This is a genomic window from Bacillus stratosphericus (assembly GCF_020524495.1).
Lineage (GTDB): Bacteria > Bacillota > Bacilli > Bacillales > Bacillaceae > Bacillus > Bacillus stratosphericus_B.
Window position 1 is genome coordinate 52,757 of the sequence record NZ_JAIVLB010000017.1, and the last position, 12,778, is coordinate 65,534.

General features: G+C 40.2%; 15 protein-coding genes. 6 read left to right on the forward strand and 9 right to left on the reverse strand.

Translation table 11 applies throughout. The annotated features are described in order from the left end of the window. Window positions 1–3: 3 nt before the first annotated feature. The 3 genes from parC to LC033_RS08730 form a co-directional block, all read right to left on the reverse strand. The gene (gene parC / locus LC033_RS08720) at window positions 4–2,442 is read right to left on the reverse strand and encodes a DNA topoisomerase IV subunit A (protein WP_226567875.1); all 2,439 of its coding nucleotides are present in this window, start codon (window positions 2,440–2,442) and stop codon (window positions 4–6) included. A 2-nt stretch (window positions 2,443–2,444) separates the two neighbouring features. Next, window positions 2,445–4,412: a DNA topoisomerase IV subunit B gene (parE, locus tag LC033_RS08725; protein ID WP_226567876.1), complete on the reverse strand. Its 1,968-nt coding sequence runs from the start codon at window positions 4,410–4,412 to the stop codon at window positions 2,445–2,447. A gap of 410 nt (window positions 4,413–4,822) precedes the next feature. Beyond that, window positions 4,823–5,236: a CoA-binding protein gene (locus LC033_RS08730; RefSeq protein WP_226567877.1), complete on the reverse strand. Its 414-nt coding sequence runs from the start codon at window positions 5,234–5,236 to the stop codon at window positions 4,823–4,825. Between the two features lie 154 nt (window positions 5,237–5,390). Here LC033_RS08730 and plsY point away from each other — a divergent pair, with 154 nt between their 5' ends. Both plsY and LC033_RS08740 read left to right on the forward strand, forming a co-directional pair. Beyond that, window positions 5,391–5,972, forward strand: a complete 582-nt coding sequence (gene plsY / locus LC033_RS08735) for a glycerol-3-phosphate 1-O-acyltransferase PlsY (RefSeq protein WP_226567878.1) — start codon at window positions 5,391–5,393, stop codon at window positions 5,970–5,972. An 85-nt stretch (window positions 5,973–6,057) separates the two neighbouring features. Further along, a complete protein-coding gene (locus tag LC033_RS08740) occupies window positions 6,058–6,345 on the forward strand; it encodes a HesB/YadR/YfhF family protein (RefSeq protein ID WP_226567879.1) in 288 nt (95 codons plus the stop codon). Between the two features lie 108 nt (window positions 6,346–6,453). Here LC033_RS08740 and LC033_RS08745 read toward each other — a convergent pair whose 3' ends face one another. The 6 genes from LC033_RS08745 to acnA all read right to left on the reverse strand — a co-directional run bounded on the left by LC033_RS08745 (window position 6,454) and on the right by acnA (window position 10,921). Next, a complete protein-coding gene (locus LC033_RS08745) occupies window positions 6,454–6,876 on the reverse strand; it encodes an acyl-CoA thioesterase (RefSeq protein ID WP_226567880.1) in 423 nt (140 codons plus the stop codon). Window positions 6,877–6,972: 96 nt separating this feature from the next. Beyond that, the gene (gene tlp, locus LC033_RS08750) at window positions 6,973–7,215 is read right to left on the reverse strand and encodes a small acid-soluble spore protein Tlp (protein ID WP_226567881.1); all 243 of its coding nucleotides are present in this window, start codon (window positions 7,213–7,215) and stop codon (window positions 6,973–6,975) included. A 15-nt stretch (window positions 7,216–7,230) separates the two neighbouring features. After that, window positions 7,231–7,374 carry an acid-soluble spore protein N gene (locus LC033_RS08755; RefSeq protein ID WP_008357830.1) on the reverse strand — a complete coding sequence of 48 codons (144 nt, stop codon included), beginning with the start codon at window positions 7,372–7,374 and terminating at the stop codon, window positions 7,231–7,233. Window positions 7,375–7,425: 51 nt separating this feature from the next. Next, window positions 7,426–7,551, reverse strand: coding sequence for an FbpB family small basic protein (locus LC033_RS08760; protein ID WP_376776427.1), 126 nt, complete (start codon window positions 7,549–7,551; stop codon window positions 7,426–7,428). Between the two features lie 71 nt (window positions 7,552–7,622). After that, complete coding sequence (locus tag LC033_RS08765; protein WP_226567882.1) at window positions 7,623–8,126, reverse strand: TlpA disulfide reductase family protein; 504 nt, start codon at window positions 8,124–8,126, stop codon at window positions 7,623–7,625. A 65-nt stretch (window positions 8,127–8,191) separates the two neighbouring features. After that, window positions 8,192–10,921, reverse strand: a complete 2,730-nt coding sequence (gene acnA, locus LC033_RS08770) for an aconitate hydratase AcnA (protein ID WP_226567883.1) — start codon at window positions 10,919–10,921, stop codon at window positions 8,192–8,194. A gap of 220 nt (window positions 10,922–11,141) precedes the next feature. Between acnA and sspO the strand changes: the two genes are divergently transcribed. From sspO to LC033_RS08790, 4 genes are all read left to right on the forward strand, one after another. Then, window positions 11,142–11,288: a small acid-soluble spore protein SspO gene (gene sspO, locus LC033_RS08775; protein WP_226567884.1), complete on the forward strand. Its 147-nt coding sequence runs from the start codon at window positions 11,142–11,144 to the stop codon at window positions 11,286–11,288. Window positions 11,289–11,304: 16 nt separating this feature from the next. Further along, a complete protein-coding gene (locus LC033_RS08780) occupies window positions 11,305–11,451 on the forward strand; it encodes a small acid-soluble spore protein P (RefSeq protein WP_226567885.1) in 147 nt (48 codons plus the stop codon). Window positions 11,452–11,558: 107 nt separating this feature from the next. Next, a complete protein-coding gene (locus LC033_RS08785) occupies window positions 11,559–11,948 on the forward strand; it encodes an Hsp20/alpha crystallin family protein (RefSeq protein ID WP_226567886.1) in 390 nt (129 codons plus the stop codon). Between the two features lie 259 nt (window positions 11,949–12,207). After that, a complete protein-coding gene (locus tag LC033_RS08790) occupies window positions 12,208–12,636 on the forward strand; it encodes a DUF2621 domain-containing protein (RefSeq protein ID WP_226567887.1) in 429 nt (142 codons plus the stop codon). Window positions 12,637–12,778 lie beyond the last annotated feature (142 nt).

The following is a 12,778-nucleotide window of genomic DNA, read 5'->3' on the forward strand; positions in this document are numbered from 1 at the left end:
TGCTTATTTATTGTCATCTGTAGCAGGTTCAGGTGACAGAAGAACATAAGTGACTTCTCCCTGCTCCTCCTCATCTACAACGAATGATCCATTGCTATAACGATCATTCGCTCTTAGAGTAGAGATATCAAGCGGGATTATCGCACCCTTTTCCGTATTAATTTCAAGTATATCATGCAGTGATGCAGCGATCACAGCAACAATTCGGTGCGGATTTTTCTTTAATTCTCTCAGCATCAGAACTCCGCGTTTAGATCTTGTTGTTTTATCAAATTCAGAGAGGTTCATTCGCTTCACAGCACCTCTTTGCGTCGTCAGCACAAGGACAACGTTTTTCGGATCAATGATCTGTCCAGAGACGACCTCGTCTCCTTCCTTCAAGTTGATTCCTTTGACACCAGCCGCTCTCGGACCCACAACGCTTACTTCTTCTTCATCAAACCTTAATCCATAGCCATTTTTCGTTGCAATAAACAATTCTTGCTGGCCTGTTGTGACGTGAACATCCACGAGTTCATCATCACCTTTTAAATTCAAGGCGACGAGCGGTTTAGAATAGCGTTGCGCTTTATATTGAAGAAGCTCTGTTTTCTTCACCATACCGCCTTTAGTAAAGAAAACAAGATATGACGAATCATCAAATACTTTAATTGGAATCGCTTTTTGTATGGATTCATCACGATCAATCGAAATAATATTCGTAATATGCTGGCCCATGTCTTTCCAGCGTATATCTGGCAGCTGATGAACCGGACAATAAATGTAGCTCCCTTTATTCGTAAACAAAAGAAGAACATCCGTTGTATTCATATCAAACTGATGAATCAGCCGGTCTGTATCCTTCATGCCAAAGTCCTTCCCATTAGATGCGGCATAGGAGCGCTGGCTTGTCCGTTTGATATATCCATCCTTCGTCACCGTAACGTATACATCCTCTGACGCGATTATCACTTCAAGGTTAATCTTAATTTCCTCGATTTTTTCCTCAATGACAGATCGTCTCTCATCAGCATAAGTCTTTTTAAGCTTTTTCAAACTGGTCGTAATAACCTTTAGAAGTTTCTTCTCATTCGCTAAAATGTCTTCAAGTTCTGCAATACGCACGTCAAGCTCTCCTGCTTCATCTCTTAACTGGGTAATATCCGTATTCGTTAAACGATATAATTGGAGAGAAACAATCGCTTCTGACTGTGCTTCTGTAAAGTCATATTTCTCTATCAAGTTATTTTTCGCATCGCGCTTATCATTAGACGAACGGATTGTCGCAATGACTTCATCTAAAATAGAAAGTGCCTTAATTAAACCATCTACAATATGATGACGTTCCTTCGCCTTTCTAAGCTCATATGCTGAGCGGTTCGTCACTACTTCTTTTTGATGGACAATATAAGCGTCAAGTACGGTTGTGAGCGTCATCAAAGTCGGTCTTCGATTATGTATTGCCACCATATTAAAGTTATATGGGATTTGCAGATCTGAATTTTTATATAAGAAATTCAAGACACCATCTGCATCTGCTTCTTTTTTCAGCTCTACAACAATTCGAAGGCCGGTACGGTCAGTCTCATCTCGAACCTCTGAAATCCCTTCTACTTTTCTTTCTATTCGGAACTCGTCCATCTTTTTAACAAGGTTGGCCTTATTGACTTCATAAGGAATTTCTGTGATCACGATTTGCTGACGTCCACCACGGATGGTTTCGATCTCCGCTTTTCCGCGAATCATAATCTTCCCTTTTCCTGTTTCGTATGCCTTCTTAATGCCGTCCACACCTTGAATAATACCGCCTGTTGGGAAATCTGGCCCTTGGATGACCGTCATTAAATCCTCAACCGTACAATGAGGCTGTTCGATTCGTTTAATGACTCCATCAATCACTTCTCCCAAGTGATGCGGAGGGATATCGGTCGCATAACCAGCTGAAATCCCTGTTGATCCGTTCACTAGAAGGTTTGGAAACATCGCTGGTAATACAACAGGCTCTTTGCTAGTATCATCAAAGTTTGCGACAAATTCGACTGTTTCTTTATCTAAGTCCTTTAAAAGCTCTGAAGCAATCGCAGAAAGCTTTGCTTCCGTATAACGCATGGCAGCAGGCGGATCTCCGTCAATACTTCCGTTATTCCCATGCATTTCAATCAGCACATTTCGCACTTTCCATTCCTGGCTCATTCTCACCATTGCTTCATAAACAGATGAGTCACCGTGGGGATGGTAGTTACCAATAACGTTACCGACAGTTTTGGCAGCTTTACGGAAGTTTTTATCTTGCGTGTTTCCTTCCATATACATCGCATATAAAATTCTTCGTTGTACAGGCTTTAACCCATCACGTGCATCTGGAAGCGCACGGTCTTGGATAATATATTTACTATAACGACCAAACCGGTCTCCAATCACTTCTTCTAACGGTAAATCATGAAATCGTTCTTGTTGTGCCATGTTTAGACCTCCTCAGCTAGCGACAAGTTTTCATTTTCAAGAATATTGCTTTCCTCATCAAGTCCAAAGGCAACATTCTTTTCAATCCATTTACGGCGGGGTTCTACTTTGTCTCCCATAAGCGTCGTGACGCGGCGTTCCACTCGTGCAGCATCATCGATTTTTACCCTGACAAGTGTTCTCGACTCTGGATTCATTGTCGTTTCCCACAGCTGGTCGGCATTCATTTCACCTAAACCTTTATAGCGCTGAATCGTATACCCTTTTCCAACTTTCTTTAGTACGTCATCCATTTCTTCATCAGACCAAGCATATTCAATGACTCCTTTCTTCCCTGATGCTTTGCTGACTTTATATAAAGGCGGAAGTGCAATAAACACTTTTCCATGCTCAATCAGCGGCTTCATATAGCGGTAGAAGAAGGTAAGAAGCAGAACTTGGATATGTGCGCCATCCGTATCAGCATCTGTCATGATGACAATTTTGTCATAATTGATGTCTTCTACATTAAAATCCACACCGACTCCTCCACCTATGGCATGGATAATGGTGTTGATTTCTTCGTTTTTGAAAATATCAGCAAGCTTTGCTTTTTCTGTATTAATGACCTTTCCTCTAAGCGGGAGCACCGCTTGGAATTTTCGGTCACGTCCTTGCTTTGCTGACCCACCCGCTGAGTCACCCTCTACAAGGTACAGTTCATTTCTTGCTGGGTTTCTAGATTGAGCAGGTGTTAATTTCCCACTTAACGTCGCTTCGGACTTCTTCCGTTTCTTGCCGCTTCTGGCTTCTTCTCTTGCTTTTCTGGCAGCTTCTCGTGCCTGCTGCGCTTTAATGGCCTTTTTCACAAGAAGGGTCGCCGTCTCCCGGTTTTCTTCAAGGAAATAAGCGAGTTTTTCAGAAATAACGGCATCAACAGATGATCGAGCTTCACTTGTCCCAAGCTTTCCTTTCGTTTGCCCTTCAAATTGCAGCAGTTCTTCAGGAATCCTGACAGAAATAACAGCAGACAGCCCTTCACGTATATCAGTACCTTCTAAATTTTTGTCTTTTTCTTTTAGAAGAGCTACTTTGCGTGCATATTCATTAAAGGCTCTCGTCATCGCCGTTTTTGCACCAGACTCATGCGTACCGCCATCTTTTGTTCTAACGTTATTGACAAATGAGAGGATATTCTCTGAATAACCATCATTGAATTGAAAAGCAAGATCTACTTCAATGGACTGATGATCACCTTCAAACGAGATCACTTCACTTAGTACATCTTTTTCCTCATTTAAATAAGCAACGAACGCTTCGATGCCTGTCTCATAATAAAAGGTTTCTTGTACATCATGTCGTTCATCGATTAGCTCTATTTTTAATCCTTTAAGTAAGAAGGCTGATTCTCTTAAACGTTCTGATAATGTATCGAAATTATAGGTGGTGACACTGAACGTGGTTCGATCTGGCTTAAAATGAATCAGTGTTCCTGTTTTCTTCGTTTTCCCGACTTTTTCAAGTGATGTGACTGGCTTTCCGCCATGTTCAAATCGCTGGTGATAAATAAAGCCATCACGTTCAATCGTCACGGTGAGCCATTCTGAAAGTGCGTTTACAACAGACGCCCCAACCCCGTGAAGTCCACCACTTGTTTTATATCCACCTTGCCCAAATTTTCCGCCTGCGTGCAGGACAGTTAAAATGATCTCAGGTGTCGGTTTTCCAAGCTTATGCATACCAGTAGGCATTCCTCGTCCTTTATCTTGGACCGAAATGCTGTTATCTTTATGTATTTTGACAATGATATGATCTCCATGGCCAGCGAGCACTTCATCGACTGAGTTATCTACAATCTCATAGACTAGGTGATGAAGACCGCGTGAATCCGTAGAACCAATATACATCCCTGGACGTTTACGGACTGCTTCAAGTCCCTCTAGCACCTGAATAGAATCATCGTTATAATCTACTTGCTGCTTTTTAACCAAATGCTTAATCCCCTTTCACTAACAAACAGAACTGACTAATCATCAAATGATCTCTCTAGATTTTAATGATGATCATGCTGCTTATTACTGTCAACTTTAATAAGCTGCATCATCACCATACATGTGCGATTCAGCTATACTTGCTCTTTTGCACGGCTATGAGAATGGTTCTGCAATCAGAACTAGAAGTCCATTATAAACAAGACTGTTTCATAAGCCAAATGCAATCATATAATGGTTTTAGCAAAACAGAACAGATGTTCCATATCTATCTTATCGCTCTTTTTCTCGATATGCAAGGTCATCGATATATCCCTGTCGCCTTATTTTATCGTTTTCTTCTAGAATCGCAAATATATTTCTGCAACAAAAAAGCAAAAATCCTTGAAAAACCAAGGATTTTTGACGATTTAATGAGTTTTTGTCATGACATGAGCCACTTTAATGCATAAATCCATGATGGCCACCTTACCTTTTTCCTCAATCAGCCTTTTCGCTTCTTCATGATATACGCCTTGCTGTCCCCAAAAAACAGGGGCATCTATTTCAAGAAATTCCTCTGCAACCTCAGCCAAAAATTCTGACCGTCTAAAGACATTGACAATATCAATAGGTTCTTTTATGTCTTTTAAAGAGGCAACGGCTTTCACACCAAGGGCTTCATCAATCGTTGGATTGACGGGAATGATGTCATAACCGGCATCCTGCATAGCTTTTGAGACCATATAGGACGTTCGGTGCGGCTGATCTGACAAACCAACAACAGCTATTCGTTTGCTGCTTTTTAGTATACGACCAATTTCTTGTTTAGTAGGATGATTCATCCAGACACTCCTTTTCTTCTATTTTAACGAATTTCTTCCTAAATACAAAGCTGAATTCCTCTCCCTTCTATTTTTTCAAAAAAAGATCGCCATGTTTTTCATAAGATCATGTTAAAATGTAAGACAAGAGGGAGAATATAAAGGAGTTATGCAGATGTTAATTGCTTTGATGTTTATTTTGGCTTATCTTATTGGCAGTATTCCATCAGGTCTCATTGTCGGAAAAGCTGCAAAGGGAATCGATATCCGGGAACATGGCAGCGGGAACCTAGGTGCTACGAATGCATTCCGTACACTTGGGGTAAAAGCAGGGTCTATCGTTATTTCAGCTGATATTTTAAAGGGGACTCTTGCTTCAGCTTTACCGTTTTTCATGCAACTGGACATTCATCCCTTACTAGCAGGAGTTGCTGCTGTTATCGGCCACAGCTTTCCTGTCTTTGCAAAATTTAAAGGGGGAAAAGCGGTCGCTACATCAGGCGGCGTGTTGCTATTTTATGTCCCGTTCTTATTTATCACGATGATCGCTGCTTTTTTCTTATTTTTATACATTAGTAAATATGTTTCTTTATCATCAATTCTGACTGGGATCTATACTTTCATTTACAGCATATTCACCCAAGACCTATTCTTAATTATTGTTGTAGCCGTTCTTGCTGGCTTTGTGATCTACAGACACATCGCCAATCTCAAACGAATTCTCAACAAAACTGAACCTAAAATCAAATGGCTCTAGCCGTTTATAATATGTGGTAAAAGTGAAAAGCTGTTTTTGCATCCTGCATTTTAAAACAGCATGACTTCAAAAAGGGGCGATCACATTGAAATTAACCATCAAAGATGATGCACTGAATTGGTACAAGGATGAACTAGATTTAGAAAAAGGTGATCATGTTCGCTTTTTTGTGAGATATGGCGGGTGCAGTAATGTACAAAAAGGCTTTTCTCTAGGCGTCGCAAAGGATGAACCTCAAAATGCCGGCGCAACTGCTGAAATAGAAGGCATTACTTTCTTCATTGAGGAAAGTGATATTTGGTATTTTGACAACCATGATCTGCATATTGATTATAACGAGTCCGTGAAAGAACCAGAGTTTCACTATGAATAAACAAAAAAGATACCTCATCCCTCGGGTATCTTTTTTGTTTTATCCATCGATATATAGTCCTTATTTCCGAATGGTTCAAATCGTTTCTTTTGATACAAATACCATGAATCAAACCTGCTTCTTCGACTGTTCGTATACTTTGTGCCAGGCAGGAAAAGCTTTTCTAAATTGAATAGGTCTAAAGGTGTCTTTGTCTACACAAATATGTGAGGTGGTTCCTGTGATAGCTGTTTGTCCATCAGGCTTTTGAATTTCATAGCCATACACTGTTTTCACGCCATTATACTCTTCAATCCATGTATGAACTGTAGCGGATTCACCGTACAGCAGTGGTTTTTTATATTGAACCTGAAGATCTACAACAGGTGCAAGGACACCGTCTGCTTCTAGCTGTGCATAGGAAAATCCCAGCTCTTTAATCAACGCTGTTCTGCCAACCTCCATCCAGATTAAATAATTGGCATGATACACGATGCCCATTTGATCTGTTTCTGCATAACGGACTTCTATTTCTTTTTTGGATACATACACGTTTTCATCGCTCTCCTATCAAAACCTAAGGTCTCTGTCATTTTACCACATTCCAAACCTAAAAAGAGCCAATAAAATAAACCAGGAATCCCTGGTTTATTTGGTATATCCATTCTTTCTTGCCGCTTCTTCGTCCTTTATTTCAGAACGCATAACGTCAATACTCGTTCTGCGGTTTTCATTTTTTTGCTTGATCATCTGCTTTTCTTCTTCTGTTAAAAGAGCCATCGCTGCTTCTGATTCATCGATATTTTCTAGCGTGTTCTCAATCATATCTTGCAGCTTTTCAACATTATCAGAACGATCATCTGGATTGGATTGATATGACTTGTGGCTCATCATGCTTACCTCCTCTTATTCGCCCTTCGTCTGTATAACATCAGGCTGTTCATTTGATTTATTATGCATTTTCTTACCCTTATTCCGTTTGTATGCTACAGGTTTTGTCCCTAAATGGTCCGGTGTAAATTGCGCTTGTTTATCATGCTCTCTACCCATCATTCATCCCTCCCTCCTCTTTAGGATGAACGAAAACGGACAAATCATAACTTATTTCTGTCTAAAACGCTCTTCCAACTTTTCTTCAAGCTGGTTTAAAAATTCCTCATTACTTAATAATTCTTTTTTATTTTCAAGTACAAGCTCTTCGTATATACGGCGTTTCCTTCTTCTCAATTCAGTCACCTCCAGTATGTTTATTACATTTTTTCCAAAAAATTTAGAAAATAAGCAAAAGAGCTGAATCATTATAGATCCAGCTCTTTTGCAATCTCTTTTTTTGTCAGCATTTGATGCTTCACAGACATGATTCGCCCTTTTTCATCTAAAATGTATGTAGTTGGATATGAAAGCACCTGATACCTCGCTTGAATGCCTTTTTGGTCCAATAACACAGGAAAACTCACCTTTAGTTCATCAATAAATGCTGCGACGTGATCCACACTCTTTTCAGTGGTGGTCAAATTTACCGCAAGTACTTCAACTTGATTATTCCCGCTTCTGATTGCATCTAAATCCGGCATTTCCGTTCGGCACGGCTTACACCATGTCGCCCAAAAATTGATGAGCACCTTTTTTCCTTGATAATCAGATAACGATACGGTCTTGCCATCAAGTGTTTTAAGTTCAAAATCAGGGGCTTGATCTCCTTTTTCAAGACCGATGGCAGGCTCATTTGGCCCGAATAAATTCCACGCAAGTAAACCAATCAACACAAGTAAAACAGCGCTTGCCATTACTTTTTTCCACATGATTGATCCTCCACTATTTTAAAAAAGAAGAGAAAGCTTTGAGGCGCCATCTCTTCTTCGCTTTATTAGTTGTTTGACAATTTTTCTCGCAGTACCATTTGAAGGATACCGCCATGACGATAGTAGTCAATTTCGACTTCACTATCAAAGCGAACAACCACTTCAAATGTTTTCTCATTGCCATCTGTATCAATTGCTTTTACAGTGACTAGATCACGCGGACGAACTGTTTCGTCAACAACCACTTCAAATGTTTCTGTTCCTGTGAGTCCATAAGTCTCAGCACTTTCCCCGTCTTTAAACTGCAAAGGAAGTACACCCATGAATACAAGGTTACTTCTGTGGATTCGCTCAAAGCTTTCAGCTAGAACAAATTTAATGCCAAGAAGGTTTGTTCCTTTTGCAGCCCAGTCACGTGAAGATCCCATTCCGTAGTCTTTACCTGCTAAAATGGCAAGACCCGTTCCATCCTCTTTATAACGCATGCATGCATCATAAATGGATGTGACTTCACCAGTTGGCCAATAAGTTGTATATCCGCCTTCTGTTCCTGGTGCAATCTGGTTCTTAATACGGATGTTTGCAAATGTACCTCTCATCATGACATGGTGGTTACCACGGCGAGATCCATATGAGTTAAAGTCTCTAGGCGACACGCCTCTTTCTTGCAAATATTTACCTGCAGGTGTGTCCTTACCAATTGCTCCAGCAGGAGAAATATGGTCAGTTGTGACTGAATCACCGAACTTCGCAACTATGCGCAGGCCTTTAAGTGGTTCAACTTTACCAGGTTCAACTGATAGGTTTTCAAAGAATGGCGGGTTCGCAATGTATGTTGAATCTTCATCCCATTTATACAATGCATCATCCGTCGTTTTAATTTCATTCCAGCGGTCATTGCTGTCAAAGACAGTTTCATACTCTGAACGGAATAACTCAGGTGTGACAGTGGTTTTAACGACACTGTTGATTTCGTCCATTGATGGCCAAATGTCATTGAAATAAACGTTTTCACCATTTTTATCAACACCGATAGGGTCTTTTGTTAAGTCAATATCAACTGTTCCAGCAAGTGCATACGCTACAACTAATGGTGGAGATGCAAGGTAGTTCCCTTTAACAAGAGGATGGATACGACCTTCAAAGTTACGGTTACCTGATAAAACTGAAGTAATCAGCAGATCATTTTCAGAGACAGCTTCTTCGATTTCTTTTGCAAGCGGTCCTGAGTTTCCGATACATGTTGTACAGCCATACCCGACAATGTTAAATCCAAGATCCCTTAGGTATGGAAGAAGTCCTGATTTCACAAGGTATCCTGTTACAACCTTAGAACCTGGCGCTAGTGACGTTTTCACATAGTTTGGTACCTTCATACCAAGCTCACTTGCTTTCTTTGCGACAAGACCTGCCCCGATCAAGACGTAAGGGTTAGATGTATTTGTACAGCTCGTAATCGCTGCAATCGCAATTGCACCTGTCTTCATGACAGCTTTTTCACCGTTCTGAAGATTAAATTCTATTTGTTTATCCCGCTCAGATTTATCTAAACCGAATCCTTGGTTCCCTGCTGGGCTTTCAAGGTGTTTATGGAACGTTTCTTTCATTTCAGAAAGTGAAATCAAATCTTGTGGACGTTTTGGACCAGACAAGTTTGACTCAATTTTAGAAAGATCAATTTCCACAACCTCAGTAAAAATTGGTTCCTCAGCATCTGGGGTATAGAATAAACCATTTGCGCGAGAATATTCTTCAACGATATTAATTTGTTCTTCATCACGGCCAGTTAGGCGAAGATATGCAAGAGCTTCCGCATCTACTGGGAAGAATCCGCAAGTAGCACCGTATTCAGGAGCCATATTGGCAATGGTTGCACGGTCAGCTAATGGCAGCTGTGCAACGCCTGGTCCGAAGAATTCAACGAACTTATTGACAACGCCTTTTTCACGTAATACCTGTGTGACTTTTAATGCCAGGTCAGTTGCAGTCGTTCCGTTTGGAAGCTCCCCAACTAACTTGGCACCAATGACTTCTGGCACTGGGAAGTAAGAAGGCTGACCAAGCATACCAGCTTCCGCTTCAATACCGCCAACTCCCCATCCAAGAACACCAATTCCATTAATCATTGTAGTATGAGAGTCAGTACCAACTAGCGTATCTGGGTAAGTGATGATCTCACCATCTTCTTCAATTGCATGAACAACACTTGCAAGATACTCTAAGTTCACTTGGTGAACAATCCCTGTCGCAGGCGGAACCGCTTGATAGTTGTTAAACGCTTTCTTGGCCCAGCTAAGAAAGTTATAACGCTCTGCGTTACGTTCAAACTCTAAATCCATGTTAATGTTTAGTGCGTCTTCAGTTCCAGCTTTGTCAACTTGAACAGAGTGGTCAATCACAAGGTCAACTGGAATTTCAGGATTGATTTTATCCGGATCTCCACCGACATCTGCCATTGCTTTTCTTAAAGAAGCAAGGTCAACGACGGCTGGTACACCCGTAAAGTCTTGTAAAATAACACGAGATGGTTTAAATGGAACATCAATCTCTTTAACCTCGGCAGTTCCCCATTTTGCCAAGTTCTCAACGTGTTCCTTTTTGATCACTCTACCGTCTACTTGACGAAGCACTGATTCTAACAGTACCTTAATAGAATAAGGCAATTTAGAAACATTTCCGATCCCTTGTTTTTCAAGTGCTTCTAGCGAATAATAGTGATATGTTTTTCCATTTGTCGAAAACGTTTTTCTAGATTGAAAAGCGTCTTGTTTAGCGACTTGCTGCTGTTTCGACATGTCCAAAATCCCCCTTTTGATGATCAAGATCAATTTCAATTCTCAGAAAAATCGTCGTGTTTCACCACAATTTTCTCACAATTTCATCTTAAAACAATTTCTTACATAAGTAAATAACAATGCTTTTATTAAATTCAATAAGTCTAGATTATCAATAGGAAATGATTCCTTTTCATAAACTAAGTGGTGCGGGATCATACTACAAATGAGGTGATAGAACATGACAAAACGAAAAGTAAATCATGTCATTAACGGCATGAACGCAGCCAAAAGCCAAGGAAAAGGTGCAGGATATATAGAAAATGATCAGCACGTTTTAACTGAAGAACAAAGGCAAAACAATAAAAAGCGCAAAAATAACCAATAAGAAAGGAGCAAGACTCATGACGAATAAAAACACAGGGAAAGACATCCGTCAACACTCTCCTAAAGAGCATCATAGCGGGCAACCTGAGGCATTATCAGGCAGTAAGAAAGTGAAAAACCGCAACCACACAAGGCAGAAGCACAATTCACACCATGATATGTAAACATTCCCTACTCATCCCGTGTTCAAACGGGATGTTTTAGGCCTCACACATTTCAGTTTTCATCATATGATTTAATATGAGATGTAATGGAGGAGTGTTTATGGAGAATGAAAAGCAAGAATTCCTCTGATTTTCTTGAAATAGATGACTGGCTCAATGTGTTAATGGATGATCCATTTGCATGGTATGAAGAACACCTCCCAATTGATCTTTATGAAACAAGCCGTGATTATATTATCGAAATGGATATATCCGGCTTGTCGATCACTGATTTAAAGCTGACCTTTGCTGGCTATGAACTCATCTTCGCATATACGGTCACTGAGCCAAATGATGGGGAACAGTCATTTGAAAAAAGTGTCATGCTCCCTTTTTATTTGAATGACAAAGACATTGACACAAATTACGAAAACCAAATGTTCTCGATAAAAATAAAAAAACATTCTCATCGTCGAGACGGTGCATTTTCCTTTCAAATGCCCTCCTTCAAAGATTAAGAGCCTACCTTCACTCGGTGGGCTCTCTTCCGTTCGTTTCAAGTCAATACCTTTTGCGAACCACCATGGCCAAATAGTAGAATCGCTATACGATAATGTATTCTTTTCCTACTAAATGGTTTGGGTCATTCTAGTAAATGGGTGGCTATCAATGAAAAAGATGCACTTATAGAGCAAATATACATACATTTTTGTTATTTTCTTCTATCATCTCTTCATGTAAAATAGGATAGAGAAATAAGGGGTAAGGAGTGAGAACATGTTAAGCGGCTGGTTTTTGTTGTTCATTTTATTTTGGGGTACTGTAATGATCGGATTACTAGCGATCGGTGGCTTTTTTATGTTTCGCAAATTTTTAAAACGATTGCCAAAAGAAGATGGGAAATCAGAGCTTGATTGGCAGGATGAATATATTCAAAAGAGCCTTCACCTTTGGCGGGACGAGGACAAGCAGCTTTTAAACGAGCTAGTATTACCTGTTCCAGAGCTCTTTAGAGATGTCGCCAAAGAAAAAATTGCCGGTAAAATTGGAGAGCTGGCATTAAAAGAGCAGGCTGCCAGCATTAATTTGGATTTAATCATTCGCGGGTATATTATCGCTACCCCGAAACGAGATCATAAGTTTTTACTCAAGCGTCTGCAAGAAAAAAACATCGATCACACGCCATACGAATCGTTATTAAAATAACCTCCTTTTTAAAAAAGGAGGTTTCAGACCGTAGACAAACCCCACCTTTACTTCAAGTAAAAGTGGGGTTTTCACTTATTTTGATAAAATTTATCAGTTGTCTTACGCTGGACATGGTCCTTTCCATGTCCAGTTTGCTAGC